The 14847-nt window shown below is 59.0% G+C and carries 15 protein-coding genes and 1 tRNA gene; 9 read left to right on the top strand and 7 right to left on the bottom strand.

What is annotated here, in order from left to right; translation table 11 throughout:
- Position 1 precedes the first annotated feature (1 nt).
- Positions 2 to 1132 (bottom strand): hypothetical protein, encoded by a 1131-nt coding sequence (locus HDF16_RS20875; protein WP_184221226.1) that lies wholly within the window; start codon positions 1130 to 1132, stop codon positions 2 to 4.
- Between the two features lie 172 nt (positions 1133 to 1304).
- Between HDF16_RS20875 and HDF16_RS20870 the strand changes: the two genes are divergently transcribed.
- The 4 genes from HDF16_RS20870 (at position 1305) to HDF16_RS20855 (ending at position 4595) form a co-directional block, all read left to right on the top strand.
- Positions 1305 to 2225: a sensor histidine kinase gene (locus HDF16_RS20870; protein WP_184221224.1), complete on the top strand. Its 921-nt coding sequence runs from the start codon at positions 1305 to 1307 to the stop codon at positions 2223 to 2225.
- Positions 2226 to 2339: 114 nt separating this feature from the next.
- The gene (locus HDF16_RS20865; RefSeq protein ID WP_221312973.1) at positions 2340 to 3059 is read left to right on the top strand and encodes a hypothetical protein; all 720 of its coding nucleotides are present in this window, start codon (positions 2340 to 2342) and stop codon (positions 3057 to 3059) included.
- 49 nt (positions 3060 to 3108) lie between these two features.
- Positions 3109 to 4233, top strand: coding sequence for an alkene reductase (locus HDF16_RS20860; RefSeq protein WP_184221222.1), 1125 nt, complete (start codon positions 3109 to 3111; stop codon positions 4231 to 4233).
- Positions 4230 to 4595: a nuclear transport factor 2 family protein gene (locus tag HDF16_RS20855; protein ID WP_184221220.1), complete on the top strand. Its 366-nt coding sequence runs from the start codon at positions 4230 to 4232 to the stop codon at positions 4593 to 4595. Before HDF16_RS20860 ends, HDF16_RS20855 begins: the two co-directional genes overlap by 4 nt.
- 10 nt (positions 4596 to 4605) lie before the next feature.
- Here the strand turns inward: HDF16_RS20855 and HDF16_RS20850 are convergent.
- From HDF16_RS20850 to fbp, 3 genes are all read right to left on the bottom strand, one after another.
- Positions 4606 to 4681: transfer RNA gene (locus HDF16_RS20850), tRNA-Ala, on the bottom strand.
- A gap of 90 nt (positions 4682 to 4771) precedes the next feature.
- A complete protein-coding gene (locus tag HDF16_RS20845) occupies positions 4772 to 5050 on the bottom strand; it encodes a hypothetical protein (protein WP_184221218.1) in 279 nt (92 codons plus the stop codon).
- A complete protein-coding gene (fbp, locus tag HDF16_RS20840; RefSeq protein ID WP_184221216.1) occupies positions 5047 to 6033 on the bottom strand; it encodes a class 1 fructose-bisphosphatase in 987 nt (328 codons plus the stop codon). The genes HDF16_RS20845 and fbp overlap by 4 nt, the downstream gene beginning before the upstream one ends.
- Positions 6034 to 6075: 42 nt before the next feature.
- On the opposite strand from fbp, the gene HDF16_RS20835 reads away from it, so the two are divergent.
- A complete protein-coding gene (locus HDF16_RS20835) occupies positions 6076 to 7440 on the top strand; it encodes a M24 family metallopeptidase (protein WP_246409515.1) in 1365 nt (454 codons plus the stop codon).
- A 267-nt stretch (positions 7441 to 7707) separates the two neighbouring features.
- Here the strand turns inward: HDF16_RS20835 and HDF16_RS20830 are convergent, their stop codons facing one another.
- Positions 7708 to 8091, bottom strand: coding sequence for a HesB/IscA family protein (locus HDF16_RS20830; protein WP_184221212.1), 384 nt, complete (start codon positions 8089 to 8091; stop codon positions 7708 to 7710).
- A gap of 349 nt (positions 8092 to 8440) precedes the next feature.
- Here HDF16_RS20830 and HDF16_RS20825 point away from each other — a divergent pair, with 349 nt between their 5' ends.
- The 4 genes from HDF16_RS20825 to HDF16_RS20810 all read left to right on the top strand — a co-directional run bounded on the left by HDF16_RS20825 (position 8441) and on the right by HDF16_RS20810 (position 12793).
- A complete protein-coding gene (locus HDF16_RS20825; protein WP_184221210.1) occupies positions 8441 to 8935 on the top strand; it encodes a TadE/TadG family type IV pilus assembly protein in 495 nt (164 codons plus the stop codon).
- Positions 8932 to 10494: a pilus assembly protein TadG-related protein gene (locus tag HDF16_RS20820; RefSeq protein WP_184221208.1), complete on the top strand. Its 1563-nt coding sequence runs from the start codon at positions 8932 to 8934 to the stop codon at positions 10492 to 10494. Before HDF16_RS20825 ends, HDF16_RS20820 begins: the two co-directional genes overlap by 4 nt.
- 365 nt (positions 10495 to 10859) lie before the next feature.
- On the top strand, positions 10860 to 11303 hold the full coding sequence (locus tag HDF16_RS20815) for a TadE/TadG family type IV pilus assembly protein (protein ID WP_184221206.1): 444 nt from the start codon (positions 10860 to 10862) through the stop codon (positions 11301 to 11303).
- 20 nt (positions 11304 to 11323) lie between these two features.
- Positions 11324 to 12793 (top strand): Tad domain-containing protein, encoded by a 1470-nt coding sequence (locus tag HDF16_RS20810; protein ID WP_184221204.1) that lies wholly within the window; start codon positions 11324 to 11326, stop codon positions 12791 to 12793.
- 161 nt (positions 12794 to 12954) lie between these two features.
- Here the strand turns inward: HDF16_RS20810 and HDF16_RS20805 are convergent, their stop codons facing one another.
- Entirely contained in the window at positions 12955 to 13689 is a 735-nt protein-coding gene (locus HDF16_RS20805) for a response regulator transcription factor (RefSeq protein WP_184221202.1), read from the bottom strand.
- Between the two features lie 158 nt (positions 13690 to 13847).
- Positions 13848 to 14801, bottom strand: coding sequence for a sensor histidine kinase (locus tag HDF16_RS20800; RefSeq protein WP_184221199.1), 954 nt, complete (start codon positions 14799 to 14801; stop codon positions 13848 to 13850).
- Positions 14802 to 14847 lie beyond the last annotated feature (46 nt).

Raw genomic sequence — 14847 nt, 5'->3', positions numbered from 1 at the left:
CTCACCAGACATGCGTCGCGACGATCTTAGGCGCACTGTTCTTGTTGCTGACGCTATGCGTCTCCAGAACTACCTCGACGTTGCGCTTCTCCCACCCGCGAGGAAGTTGCCGGTCCAGCAGATCAAGAAACCGCTTCGTCGTCACAAACTCTGAAGCGGCATCTGTACCGCCTTTGTTAAGCCCTGCTATAACAAACACCGTGTTGTCGATCATCGAGTCGTGAAACTTCGCAATGAGCGCGAAGTCGAGAACACGTTCCTGGGCATTGCTGTGAGACTGCCAGATGTTTTTGGGATCTTCGCGATCCATGAAATAGCGCCCGGCTTTTACGGGACAGAGATGAAACCGAAGGCCGTCCGTTAGACGCATCGTCCAATCGTTGTTGAATCCTCCGATCAACACCACGGGATTCGTCCGTAGGTCAGTAAGAGTCAGCGAGGCGGCCGGCCGGATTGAAAAGTCCTTCTTCTGCGCGCCCAGCATCCGTGTGATGCGCGCAATGGCAGTGCTGCTCTCTACAGAGACCCAGACGCTATCGTGCGTGCTGTCGCCATATTGCACGACCGGCGGGAACCCTGAGGTCACGATCGTTCCCGGAGAAAGGATCACGGACGCCGGGCCGGCCTCCTTCCAGAACCGCTCAACCGAAGTCTCCCGGAACGTCCACCATCCGGCGAATAGCAGCGCGACAGCCACGGCCGCAATCATTGGAAGTACCCACCGTCGCGAATGCCGCGCAGCAGGCATCGGCACCGGAAAGCCCCTCTCGACCAGACGCCCTTCCATCCGGAAGAACTCAGGGATGTAAGACCCCAGCGGCAATACGATCTTGACCGCGTGCTGCGCTCCGTGTCCGTCATAGTACGCGGCCAGCCTTCGACGAACCTCGCCCGCCGTAACCCGAACGATGGTGTCGTTGTTCGAGTCGTAGTCCGGCGCACGATGAAAGATCTCGACTCCCAGCGTTCGTTCCTTCAACTCCTCAGCTTGCCCGTGCAGCACCTTCTCCACTACATAGCGCAGGAATGCCGGATAGCGTTTGCTGTTGACGAATGAGGGAGCTGTGAGCACATCCTCCAGCTCGTGCCGAACCTCGGTCTTCTCCGCCACCGTCACGGGAACCCATCTCATTCGTTCATCCGTCACGATTTCACCCTTCGTTGGCCGAATCAACGTTTAGAACGTCGGCGCAACATCCTGTCAAGCTGAAGAAAATAAAGCATCTAGCGGATAAAACGGTAAGGCACTGCAAAACTTCTCCCCACTGGACCACGATCGCGAGGTCCGTCACAGGAGAATCCCATTGCCAACGTTTACCTCACGCTACATCGTAGCCGCATGTGTCGCCGCGACCTCAGCGATGGCTGGCAGGATGTTTCCCGCCTCTATGCGAAGCTGGACTTTCGATCTCGCGGCGGTAGTGCTCGTCGCCCTCTTCGGTTGGGGATATTACATATTCAGTCTAAAGCAGGCGAGCGAAGCTGTTCGCACCCGGCTCTGCGAGAGGCTGGCGGAGAGGGAACGAATCGCCAGAGATCTTCACGATACGTTCTTCCAGGGCGTGCAAGGGCTTCTGCTGAGCTTTCAGTCAGCTTCGCAGCGATTGCCGGCCAATGACCTGACTCGTGGATTGATCGAAGCGACGCTTGTTGAGTCCGACCGAGTGATGCTGGAAGGGCGGGAGCTGGTGCTTGATCTGCGCACCAGGTCGACCGAGTGCAACGAACTGGGGAGAGACCTCACTGCCGCAGCCGTCGAATTTTCACGGATTGCTGCCGCCAGTTACCAGGTAGTCACCGAAGGTCCTTCGATGCGCCTGAACTCCATCGTCTCCGAGGACATCTACAGACTATGCAAGGAGGCGCTCCACAACGCCTTCGTTCACGCAGCCGCAAGCGAGATCGTAGTGACGATCGTCTACGGCAGGAGGGACTTGCGGATCACGGTCAGGGACAATGGTCGAGGAATCCCGCGAGAGATACTCCAACGTGGATCAGTGCCAAATCACTGGGGTCTTATCGGGATGAGGGAGCGCGCCGTGAAGATCGGGGCGCAGTTGGCCATCGCCAGTACGCCCAGACTTGGCACCGAGATCCTGGTCACGATTCCGGGGCAACTTGCATATCGCGTTGAACGTGGCCCGACTCTATCGAAGCTCTTCAGCGACTGGCCCGATCTGCTTCGGACGCGGAAGTACTCTTCCCATCAATTGCGCCTGCGATAGTTCGAAAGAGCCACGGATTTTCGACTCCATCGGGATGATCGAAGAGGTTTGATTAGAGGTACTGTCTACATGTCGGCCGGCCAACAACATCTTGCCGCGACCGACCGAGGTGAAATGATGAACGATCTATTGCAGATGGCCGTGGAAGCGCATGGAGGATTGTCTCGCTGGAACAAGGTGCGGAAGATTAAGGTAGCTGCGTCAATTACGGGCGCGATCTGGTTCGTGAAGGGACAGGGCGATTCTCTGAAGGATGTGGTGATGACCATCGACACCACGAAGGAACGAATGGTCACTGATTTTCCCGGGCAGGACAAGCGGTTCGTCTTCGAGCCGCAACGCCTGATCATGGAACGCTGCGATGGCACGCTCCTTCGGGAACGCGAGAATCCAGAGGCGTCGTTCGCCGGACAGGTGCGTGAGACGCCATGGGATGATCTGCACGTCGCTTACTTCCTGGGCGAAGCTCTCTGGACCTATCTGAATACGCCCTTCCTCTATACCAAGCCGGGCTTTGTGACCGAGGAGATCGCTCCGATTCATGTAGATGGTGAGCAGTGGCGACGTCTTAAGGTCATCTTCCCGGACAACATCAAGAGCCACACCCGTGAACAGATCTCGTGCTTCGGCCCGGATGGGCTTCTGCGCCGCCACGACTACACCGTCGATATCCTCGGCGGCGCCACGGGGTTGAACTACGCGTCCGAGTACCGTGATGTCGACGGCATCATCATCCCGACCAGGCGCAGAATCTATGCCTACGAAGGCGACTACCAGCTTGTGCCCGAACCTCTGCTCGTGAAGATCGACATGGGCGAGATTTCAATCCGGTAGCAACCTTGTCAGACGGACCATTCCAGCAGCGGATCCACGGGAGAACACGATGAACCCTTCATCATTTTTCAAGCCTCTGCACCTGGGAAGCATCACGCTGCCGAACCGCATCGTCATGGCTCCGCTCACACGCATGCGTGCGGGGGCGGGCAACGCTCCCACCGAGTTGAATGCACTGTATTACGCACAGCGAGCCTCTGCCGGACTGATCATTACCGAAGGAACCGCTGTCAGTCAGCAGGGCCAGGGCTACCCGAATGCCCCGGGCATTTATACCCGGGAGCAGGTGGATGGGTGGAAGAAGGTGACCCGAGCCGTACACGAGCGTGGCGGAAGAATCATTCTCCAACTCGCGCACAACGGCCGTAACTCGCACTCTTCCTTCATGCCTGATGGAGGCGTTCCCGTAGCCCCATCTTCCATCCCATCAAATCTGCCGGGGTTCACCCGAGATTTTCAGAAGGTTCCAATCGAAAGTCCTCGTGAGCTGACTGTTCCGGAGATTCGCGAGATCATCGAAAGCTTCGCGAGTGCAGCCCGTAACGCCATGGAGGCTGGCTTCGATGGAGTCGAGTTGCAAGGTGCCAACAGCCATCTCATCGACCAGTTTTTAGAGGATGGCTCAAACCAGCGAACCGACAGCTATGGAGGGTCGATCTCCAACAGGATGCGGTTCCTGTTTGAGATTGTGGAGAACGTATCCGCGGTTACAAGTTCGCAGAAGCTCGGCGTGCGTTTGTCACCCTTCGGCCAGTACGGCGGCATTCAAGACAGTGATCCGATGCAATTGTTCACCTCGGTCATTGAGGAAATGAATAAGTACGACCTTGCCTACCTCCACTTGATTGAAGGCCGAGGTTCTGAGATCGGTCTCGGAGACGACCTCCACCTGGACGCACTCAATAACGCTCGGATCTTTCGTCCGCACTACAAGGGCAATCTCATCTCGGCCGCGGCCTACACGCCTGCGACCGGACACGAGGCGCTGGTGTCGGGTTACGCCGATGCGATCGCTTATGGGCGCCTGTTCATCTCGAACCCTGATTTGGTAGAACGCATCGCAGATGGGGTCGCACTAAACGCTTACGATCGGTCGACGTTCTACGGGGGCGACGAACGTGGCTATACGGACTACCGGGCTTTTGACGAATCGTCCACACTGGCGAAGCAATGACAGCAGAGCAAGTGCTGAAGACGCAGCGCGAGGTCTTCTATCGATCGCTCCTGGAAAAGGACTGGGATGTTCTCGCAGACCTGTACGCGGAGGACTACACGCTGATCCGTTCGGACGGATCTTTACTCACAAAGGATGAAGTGCTGCGTGATCTCCAGGCTGGGAAGCTTGTCTTTGAATCGATAGAACTCTCTGACGAGAAGGTTCGCATCGTCGGCTCTGTGGCCATTCTCACGGGTGTAAGCCGGACCACAGCGAAACGCGCGGGGACCACTTTGGAATCCAGGTTCAGATTGGTCGCCGTGTACATGGAAGATGGCGACGCCCTGAGGCTGCTCCACTTCCAAAGCACGAACTTGTAATTGATTTTATTGGTGGAGCTGAGCGGGATCGAACCGCTGACCTCCTCGTTGCGAACGAGGCGCTCTCCCAACTGAGCTACAGCCCCAAAGTGCGGAGGGACGCGCGTGGTGCGGCGCGAGTGCAACTTTGATTCAGGTTAAAGATAACAGGTCGGAAAGCGGTGCTCAAGCCGGTTTCAGGCAAGGAACTCTGCAAGCGTTCCTGTGACTTCGGTCCCGTCGGTCAATGGCTTATCGACGATGTGCCAGACTGTCCCGTCTTCTTCAACAACACCGAGCACTGGCACCTCTAACCTCGCTCCGCTGGGGGCGATGGCGAGGAGGGTGCCAGTTGACGAGGCCGAGGTGAAGAGAGTGTGCTCGAGGGCTATCTGCCAGCGGGCTGCGAGGCCGGAGCGGGATTCCAGGCGGATGTCGGTGACCTGTGAGGTGAAGGTGAGGCGGGTATCGGTCATCCGGCCAGCACCTCGGCCAGGGCCTCCATCTCGCGTCGGCTGCCGACCATGAAGGGGGTGCGCTGGTGGATGCCCTCGGGTTCGATGTCGAGGATGCGGTTGCCGTGGCCGATGGCCATGCCGCCGGCCTGTTCGGCGATGAAGGCGAGGGGATTGGCTTCGTAGAGAAGGCGGAGCTTACCTTTGGACTGCTTGAGCGTGGGTGGGTAGAGGAAGACGCCGCCCTTGAGCAGGGTGCGGTGGAAGTCGGCGACGAGAGAGCCGATGTAGCGAGAGCTGTACTCCTTGCCGAGGCCGCCGGAGCGGAGGAGGTCGAGGTAGTCGCGATAGGCCTGGGGCCAGGTGGCGGCGTTGGCCTCGTTGGTGCTGTAGTAGGTGCCTTGTTCGGGCATCATCATGCGCTCTTCGCTGAGGACGAAGGCTCCGATGGCGGGGTCGAGGATGAAGCTGTGGACGCCGTTCCCTGCCGTGTAGACCAGAATGGTTGACGGTCCGTAGACGACGTATCCAGCGGCGACCTGGGTGTGGCCGGGGCGGAGGATGGAGGCGTTCAGGTCGCCCTCGGTGCGGCGGCGAAGGATGCTGAAGATGGTGCCGACGTTCACGTTCACATCGATGTTCGAGGAGCCGTCGAGGGGATCGAAGACGATGATGTACTTGCCCGTGTTTGGGCCACCTTGCGCGCGGTCGAAGGTGACGGGCTCTTCGTCCTCTTCGCTGACGAGAGCGGCAACGGAGTCCTTGAGTCCGAGGCAGTGGAGGAGGGCCTCGTTGGCGTAGACGTCGAGCTTCTGCTGCTGTTCGCCCTGAACGTTGGTCTGGCCGTAGGCGCCGATTGCGCCGTCGAGCGCGGCGAGGCGGATCTTCGCCTGGATCATCTTGGTCGCGAGCGTGATGCCGGCTAGGAGATAGCTGAAGGTGCCGCTGGCTTCACTGATGCTCTGCTGCTGGGCCTGGATGTGTTGCTGAAAGGTCGTGATCATGGGGATGCTTTGTCCTCGCTTTGTCCTGACCATGATAGCTGGTTGGCTGACGAGTTCGGAGGAGGCGTGGGGTTACGGACGGGCTACAATCCCGTTATGCCTTCATCCAAATTGACCTCGCCGAACCGGCGACACTTTCTGCTTGCGGCTGCCGCTGCCGCACCTGCCTTTACGCTGCATGCACAAGAGGATGAGGAGAGCGCGAAGGTTGGCAAGCTGCCACCTGCGATCGCCGGATTGAAGGCGAGAGTGCATGAGGCTGTTCCGATTACCCTGGCGGAGCGTGAGGGGCGGCTGGAACATGCGCGGGCCTTGATGAAGGCGAAGCAGATGGATGCGGTGATTATTACCGTGGGGACGAGCCTGAACTACTTCTCCGGGTTGAAGGTGGGGTATCAGTCGGAGCGGCTGTTTGCGTGGATTCTGCCTGCGAGTGGAGCGCCTTTTGTGGTGTGTCCGGCGTTTGAGGAAGGGCGAATTCGCGAAGGGCTGACGATGGCTCCCGACGGCGCGGCGACGAAGATCCATACCTGGAACGAGGATGCGAGTCCGTATGACCTGGTGGCGCGATCTTTGAAGGAACGTGGGCTCGCTGCGGGGACGGTGGGGATCGAGGAGCGGACGCAGTTTGCGTTCGCCGATGGGATGGCCCATGCGACTCCGGCTTTGAAGGTCGTGAATGGGACGCCGATCACGGCAGGATGCCGGATGGCGAAGTCTCCGGCAGAACTGGCGCTGATGCAGTTGGCGAACGACATTACGCTTTCGGTCTACGAGGCGGCGTATAAGTCGGCGAAGGTGGGGATGACGAACCGGGAGTTTACGGGGTTGATTGCCGCGGGTTATGAGCGGAGTGGCGTTCGCGGAGAGGCTAGCTGCCAAGTTGGGAAGTACTCGGCGTTACCGCATGGGTCGGTGCAGCCGCAGGTGATTCGCGAAGGCGAGATTATTTTGATCGATGATGGCTGCTCGGTGGAGGGGTATCAGTCGGACATCTCGCGGACGTTTGTGCTGGGCAAGCCCACCGACAAGCAGAAGAAAGTCTTCGAAATTGTACACAAGGCGCAGGCGGCGGCATTGGCAGCGGCTCGGCCTGGGATTGAGTGTCAGGCGATCGATAAGGCGGCTCGGGATGTTGTCGATGCGGCGGGATTTGGGCCGGACTACAAACACTTTACCCATCGCGTGGGGCATGGGATCGGAATGGATGGGCATGAGTGGCCCTACCTTGTGCGTGGGAACGCGACCAAGCTTGAGGCGGGGATGTGTTTCTCGGATGAGCCGGGGATTTATATCGAAGGGGAGTTCGGGGTGCGGTTGGAGGATGACTGGTATGTGACGCCGGATGGCGGGAAGATGTTTACGCCGACCAGTTTGAGTCTGGAAGAGCCGTTTGGGAAGGGATAATGGGGGGTACCCCCTCCCCCTCTTTACTTCGCAAAATATTCAGGAATAAGGACTTAGCTTTGCTTCCAGTTATACCTGACGAGGTTTGGCAGGCTAAGTTCCTCATTTTATTGACGAGCCTCTCGTAGAGTTTTGATTCTAAAGAGAATAGCCTCACCAAGACGTGAGCCGTGGTGAGGCTATTCTCTTTGCAATTCTGTGGGACGCGAGCTTCGTCGTTATCCTTCGCTCGCGATCACGGCTCCGACACTCGGCACGCAACTTCAGTTAGACGCTGAAGGAGGAGCCGCATCCGCAGGTGCTCTTAACGGCGGCGTTTTCGAACTTGAAGCCGGCGGCTTCGAGGGTCTCGACGTAGTCGACGACGCAGTTCGAAAGATACATGGCGGAGGTGGCGTCAACGAAGACCTTTAGGTCTTCGAAGCGGTAGACCTTGTCCATCATGCCGCTCTGGTTCTCGAAGCTCATGGAGTACTGGAAGCCGGAACATCCGCCGCCGACGACACCGATGCGCAGGCCAGCCGGGATGGGATCCTGGGTGGACATGATCTCGCGGACCTTGACGATAGCATTCGGGGTCAGGGTGACGGGAGTGGTTGACGCGGGTGCGTTTACAACTTCGGCAGTCGGGGTAACGGTAGCAGTCGCCATGAAATCTCCTATGGGTACAAAACTCTCAACTTAAGTGTATGCGCGACTCGATTGCGCGGCAAGTGGCAGGTGAGACAAGGCGCAAGACACCAACCTTAGCGTTAGATTCGTCCGCCCGGATCCGGATTCATATCCCTCGTAAGTTCGGTCCGGCCTCAGCCTTCACTCAGGGAAGCGGTTACAGCGCCGATAAAGACCAGAAGCGGGCGAATCTGCCGTGGCAGCGATACGCAGCCAGGCTAATGCCGCACGTGTGTTCGTAACGGGTTTTCGTGAAATGCGAGGAGATTAGGTCCTATTCCGGGGCCCACGAGAGCACTTTAAGAGTGTGCAGACTAAGGGGACCGAAGTGACAGAGAGAACGCCCTCCTGGAGCCGGAAACAAGCTCTACTCTCTCTGAGCAGCGATCAGAAAGCACAGTCTCTGATCGAATTTGCCTTTATCCTCCCCATATTTCCGCTGGTGGTCACGGGCATGTTTGCCTTCGGCGTCGCGTTCACGAACTGGATGGTCCTGACCGACGCCACGTCTCTTGGCGGAAGAACGGTCTCGATCAGCCGGGGCAATACGCTCGATCCGTGCTCGACAGCGTCGACCGCCGTTGTGGGAGCGGCACCTGGCCTGAATACGAGCCAGATCACCTATAGCTCGGTCATCAATGGGACGGCCTACTCCGGCACCACGTGCAGCAGTTCGAGCACGACAACGGGAGCTGCGGGAAATCTTACGCAGGGAGGCTATTACATCCTTTCGACGACCTACCCCTGTAAGCTGGCGGTGTTCGGTCAGAACCTGGTGTCGAATTGCACCTTGCACGCCTCGGTCAAGGAGCTTGTGCAATGAGGGGTGTCAGATCTCTACTTCGCGACGAAAGTGGGCAGGCGATCATTCTTACCGCGGTGATGATGGTCGCGCTGCTGGGCATGTTTTCGCTGGTGGCGGGAGCCGGCTATGCCCTCACCATGCAGCGTCAACTGCAGGCCTCAACCGACGCGGCAGCTCTGGCGGGAGCCGGTGCACTGCAGATCAACAAGAGTTCCTCTGCCGCTTTGAGCGCTGTGCAATCGTTTAGTTCGAATTCCGGACAGAACAATGCGAGCTCGAACCTTGGGACGGTCTCGATGATGTCGGGAAGTCCCGCATTGAAGTGTCTGAGCGCTCTGAAGGCGATAGGTATCCCATGCGTTGGAGCGGCGCCCTATAACGCGGTGCAGGTCAAACAGCAGGCGGTGATCAACATTCCTCTCGGGGGATTTATCGGGCATCCAACCCTGACGCTTACCGCAAGCGCGACGGCGTCGATCAATGGCGGAGCGCCACTGCCTTCGAACATCGCGGTGATTATCGACACGACCCTTTCTATGAACGAGCAGGATCTTGACTGCGGCAGCACGCAGATGCAGTGCGCGCTGACAGGGCTGCAGTACCTGATGCAGAGTCTGAATCCGTGCGCGCAGACGTCGGCCGCCTGCATCGCTACGGCGGGAGTCTCTGCCAACACGGTTGACCGGGTCAGCCTGTTCACCCTTCCACCGGTACAGACGAGTTCTGTGAGTGTCGACTCCACCTGCACGACAACGCCCAGCAGTGGATATACGTATGTTGCCGGGATAGGAGAGATCGTGATGCCTCCGTCCGCTGCATATAGCGGTTTGGCGACGGCTACGTCTTACTGGTTTCCACCGGCTGGGGCGGGATCGGCCGCGCCGGGGACGGCCTACGGCGTGAGTCCGGCGAACGGCAGTGTGACCTCGACCTACCAGATCGTAGGGTTCATGAGTGATTACAAGACCTCGAATGGGATCAAGACGCTGAACACGTCGTCCGCCATGGTCAAGGCGGCGGCGGGGGTATCCGGCTGCGGAGGCATGGCTCCGCCGAACTACGCGGGAGTGTACGGCACTTACTATGCCGGAGCGATCTATGAGGCCCAGTCGGCGCTGATCGCGGCGCTGGCGGCGAATCCTGGGACGCTGAACGCCCTCATCATCCTTAGCGACGGTGACTCCAACGCGCCGCAGAAGAACGGCTCCTATAACGTCTTCTACAGCGGCGCCACCGCCAGCGGGACGTACCCCTCATGGTTGGGGCAGTGTGGGCAGGCAGTGGTTGCGGCAGGGGCGGCGGCGGCCGCTGGGACACGAGTGTACTCGGTCGCCTATGGCTCACCGTCTGTCGGCTGCACAACGGATATAGCGGTCGGGTCGAACCCGAATATCACTCCCTGCAACACGATGGCTGCATTGGCTTCCGCGCCGCAGTATTTCTTCTCGGACTATAAGCAGACGGGATCGGGAAGCACCTGCGTGTCCAGCCAGCCGGTTACGTCGCTCAGCGCCATCTTTGCCGCGATCGCGGCAGACCTATCCACTCCGCGACTCATTCCTGACAATCTAACGTAGCCGGACGCTCTTACGCTTTCCATCAGACAACGAACCTGTAGCTGACGCCGTGAATCGTGCGCGGGCGACGGGATCGAGGGCTGTTCCGTGCTCGCGGGGCGTGGGCAAACGGAACCGATGGCGGTCGCGTTGTCACTTTCGTGGGATGCCAAATCGAAACAGTGAAACCTACGCTTGTCGTTACGACATCGTCCATGTGAGCCGCGGGAATGCGAAGCCTTGCGACAAGCATACGGCGCCTGCCCACAGGATTTCTGACTGTAAGAGATGAAGATGCCAGGACGTCGGCGGAGAGGGGGTACACGTTGGTCGAAGTACAGTCAGAATTCAAAAGCTCGAAAGAGCGACGAAGGCCCGGATACTGCGTGGGCGACGAGAGCGGGCAGTCGATGGTGGAACTTGCACTGACTCTTCCCGCATTGCTGCTGGTTGTGACGGGGCTGATGTCCTTCGGAGTGACCTTCAATAACTACATGATTCTGACCGACGCGACTGCAGTTGCAGCCCGGCAATTGACCGTGAGCCGAGGGCAGACCACTGACCCATGCCAGACCTTTGCCAACTCTCTTTACGCGGCTGCACCCTTGCTGACCGCGTCAAACTTAAAGTTCACCATCACGCTGAACGGAACGCAGTACACGAAGCCATCCTGCAGTGGAAGCGCAACGAGCGGTGCGCCCGCAAACATGGTTCTGGGTACGAATGCCGTCGTCACAGTGACCTATCCGTTTGCCCTGGGTATATACGGGCTGAAGCTAACCACGCCTACGTCTGTGCTAACAGCACAGACTACAGAGTTGATGCAGTGAAGAACCGCGGGATCGAGCGAATGGGGCAACGCTTGCGGTCCCTTAAGAGCGATGAAAGCGGACAGGTGCTACCGCTTCTCGCCTTCATGATGATTGCGCTGCTGGCGATGCTGGCTCTGGTGATCGATGTGGGTCATGCCTATCTCATCCATCGCGAATTGCAGGCATCCTGCGATGCTGCAGCGCTTGCAGGAGCGACGGCCATTCCTTACACGGTCGATAAGTCCGGCGTCCAAACGATTGCAACAAACTACAGCTCAGTTTCAGGCGGGTATAACGCGATCAACGGGCTTAACGGCGTGACGATGGTCTCGGGATACCCAATGTTGAAGTGCCTGTCGTCAATGCAGGCGCAGGGGATTTCCTGCGTGGGCTATACACCATACAACGCGGTTCAGGTGAAGCAGAAGGCGACGGTCAATACATACTTCGGGAAACTGATCGGATTCCCGACGATCACGATCGCGGCGTCGGCGACAGCGACAAAAGGTGGTGGACCGTCGCGACCTTACAACATCGTACTTATGTTGGATACTTCCCTCTCGATGAATTTCTACGATGCGGACTGCGGGGCAACTCAGATGCAATGCGGTCTAGCCGGAGTACAGATTCTGCTGCAGCATCTCGATCCCTGCGGGACAAGCCAGCCAACGTGCGTAGTGACAGCGGGAAACGCAGCAAACTCCGTGGCGCGAGTGAGTATCTTTACGTTTCCGCAGATGACGTATCCGACGGTCAGCTACGACTCACAGTGCGGAAGTTCCACAGCTACGGCGACGACGTACACCTTTCCAGCCGCCGGAGCCACAAGTTACACACCGGGAACTTCATCAAGCAGCACAACGTACCGGGTGACCGATTTTCAAAGTGATTATCGAGTGTCTGATACGGCAACCTCTCTATACAACAGCTCCCTTCTGACGATCGCTGCGGGCGGAGCAGGTGGCTGCTCAGGAATGGGTGCCCCGGCGAATGCGGGAGATTACGGAACATATTATGCAGCGACGATCTATGCAGCGCAGGCTGCGTTGACTCAAGCGAAGGCCGCAAATCCAGGGTCGCAGAATGTTCTGATCATTCTTGGGGACGGTGATGCGAACGCACCGCATACGAACGGTCCGTATACGGTGATGGGTTCGGGGGCGACATCGAATGGCAAGTATCCCTCATGGTTAGGCGAGTGCGGGCAGGCGATTACGGCCGCCAATGCCGCGACTGCTGCGGGTACAACGGTGTACTCGGTCGCCTATGGATCGCCGTCGGCGGGTTGTACGACGGACTTGGGCGCGGGCGACTTCCCGAACGTCCAACCCTGCAACGAGATGGCGCAGCTAGCATCGCACTCATGGGATTTCTTCTCGGATTATAAGCAGACGGGCTCGGCGAGTACGTGCGTCGCGGCACAAACCGAGGTGGCACTGAGCGATATCTTTCTGCAGATCGCGGGGGACCTGACGGAAGCTCGATTGATCTCGGATGGGGCTGCATAGAGAGCGCGAAAGATTCACTCCAAGCCAACTCATCGCGAAAGACAAAGGCGTGAGGAACGAGACATGTGGGCGAAAGGCGGTCAGCGCCAAAACAAATGCTGTGGTCTGTCCACTTCGCTTCGCTACGGTCGAGATGACGGATATCTTCCAGATGGAGCGATTCAGGAGACAAATTTGTAGCCGACTCCGCGGACGGTGAGCAGGTGGACGGGGTTGCCGGGGTCGGTCTCGATATAGCGGCGGAGGCGAACGATGAAGTTGTCGATGGCGCGGGTGTCGGTGTCTTCGTGGACGCGCCAGACCTGCTCGAGGATCTCCTTGCGGGGGACGATCTTGCCTTCGCGGTCGGTGAGATAGCGGAGGAGATCGGCCTCCATCAGGGTGAGATGGGTAGTGGCGTGCGGGGCGATCAGCTCCAGGGCGTCGAAGCGGATGAGGTGATGGTCGAAGGCGTACTCGTCGGGCGGTGAGGGTTCGACGATGGAGGCGGCGGTGGTGGCCTGCCAGGCGGTGCGGCGAAGAAGCGTCTTGAGGCGGACCAGCAGGATGTTGAGGTCGAAGGGCTTGGGAAGATAGTCGTCGGCACCGGCTTCGAGGCCTTCGAGGATGTCCTCAGTACGGCTGCGCGCGGTGAGCATGAGGACCGGGACAAAGCGTTTGGCGGCGCGAAGGGCTCGGGCGATGGCAAAGCCGTCGGTGCCCGGGAGCATGCAGTCCAGGAGGATGGCGGACGGGGCTTCGGGGCCTTCCTGTGGTGCGGCAAGTAGGTATGCGAGGGCGGCGTCGCCATCGGATTCGTGGTGGGTGCGGTAGCCTTCGGCCTGGAGATTGAAGATCAGGCCGGTGGCCAGGTGCTCTTCGTCTTCTACGAGGATGATGAGAGGTTCGGTGGTCATAAGAGATCCTGGACGGTGCCTTCTGGCGGTTACGGGCGGAAAGGTTTGGAGGTTATCGGAGGAGCGGAATGTATGCAAGTCCCTCGCCTGCGCCTCTCTCGGTGAAGCACTGCGAGAGACTTCGCTCAGGATGAAGGGGCTTTACTGACCATAACGATCTATGACGCTACAGATTCGGACGCCGAGTTTGTCTGGACGGGCGCGTTGGCGGGGTTGGCCAGGGGGAGGCGGAGGGTCATGGTGGTTCCGGAGCTTAGGCCTTCGCTGGTGGCGGTGACGTCCCCGCCGTGCTGACGGGCGATGGAGCGGACAATAAAGAGTCCAAGGCCGGTTCCCTTAATGGTGACCATGGCGCGGCCGGGCACGCGGTAGAAGCGGTGGAAGATGCGTTTGAGATGATCGGCGGGAATGCCGACGCCGGTGTCCTGAATAGTGAGGGCGACTGAAGTGTAGTCGACGATGTCGAGGCGGCAGCGGACCTGGACGCCCTCCGGCGAGTATTTGACTGCGTTGTCGAGGAGGTTCGAGATGGCGGTGCGGAGGTCTTCGAGGTTCGCGAGCACGGGGAGGTGGACCCCGGCGGAGACGGGTTCGAGGACGATGGCTGCAGCGGGGAGGCGGTAGCGCTGGAGGGCGACGGCAACGCAATCGGCTACGAGAGGTTCCATCTCCGCGATGGAGCGCTGCTGTTTGCGACGACGCTGACCCTGTTCGCCGGCTTTGAGCACCTGCTCGACGGTGGCGAGGAGCCGGTCGGAGTCCGCGAGCATGATGCGGTAGAACTCCTGACGTTTGGCCTCGTCGACTGGCCGGCGCTGCAATGTTTCAAGATACAACCGAATGCTTGCGATGGGGGTCTTTAGTTCATGGGTGACGGCGTTCAGGAAGGAGTCCTGACGCTCGTTTCGGCGGACTTCGCGAACGAGAAAGATGGTGTTGAGGACGACGCCGGCGATGAGGATGGCGAACAGGATGATGCCGAGCACAACGAAGGCGACTGTTCGCTCATTCAGGATGATCCATCCGACCTGAAGCGCAACGGCGAGGCCAACGAGGAGCACACCCATGGTGATGAAGGTGGCGATAGCTCCGCGACGTCGAGAGATGTTCATGGCTGTGGCCGTAGACGGCGAGGTACAACCACAGGGTACAACGGGG

Source organism: Granulicella aggregans (assembly GCF_014203275.1).
GTDB lineage: Bacteria > Acidobacteriota > Terriglobia > Terriglobales > Acidobacteriaceae > Edaphobacter.
The sequence above is the reverse complement of the archived record's forward strand: the minus strand, read 5'-3'. Positions and strand labels throughout refer to the sequence as shown.

Bases quoted from the DNA above. Each gene is read 5' to 3' on its own strand.
- HDF16_RS20875 (WP_184221226.1), bottom strand. From the start codon at position 1,132: ATGAGATGGGTTCCCGTGACGGTGGCGGAGAAGACCGAGGTTCGGCAC.
- HDF16_RS20865 (WP_221312973.1), top strand. From the start codon at position 2,340: ATGATGAACGATCTATTGCAGATGGCCGTGGAAGCGCATGGAGGATTG.
- HDF16_RS20860 (WP_184221222.1), top strand. From the start codon at position 3,109: ATGAACCCTTCATCATTTTTCAAGCCTCTGCACCTGGGAAGCATCACG.
- HDF16_RS20855 (WP_184221220.1), top strand. From the start codon at position 4,230: ATGACAGCAGAGCAAGTGCTGAAGACGCAGCGCGAGGTCTTCTATCGA.
- HDF16_RS20845 (WP_184221218.1), bottom strand. From the start codon at position 5,050: ATGACCGATACCCGCCTCACCTTCACCTCACAGGTCACCGACATCCGC.
- fbp (WP_184221216.1), bottom strand. From the start codon at position 6,033: ATGATCACGACCTTTCAGCAACACATCCAGGCCCAGCAGCAGAGCATC.
- HDF16_RS20830 (WP_184221212.1), bottom strand. From the start codon at position 8,091: ATGGCGACTGCTACCGTTACCCCGACTGCCGAAGTTGTAAACGCACCC.
- HDF16_RS20820 (WP_184221208.1), top strand. From the start codon at position 8,932: ATGAGGGGTGTCAGATCTCTACTTCGCGACGAAAGTGGGCAGGCGATC.
- HDF16_RS20810 (WP_184221204.1), top strand. From the start codon at position 11,324: ATGGGGCAACGCTTGCGGTCCCTTAAGAGCGATGAAAGCGGACAGGTG.
- HDF16_RS20805 (WP_184221202.1), bottom strand. From the start codon at position 13,689: ATGACCACCGAACCTCTCATCATCCTCGTAGAAGACGAAGAGCACCTG.
- HDF16_RS20800 (WP_184221199.1), bottom strand. From the start codon at position 14,801: ATGAACATCTCTCGACGTCGCGGAGCTATCGCCACCTTCATCACCATG.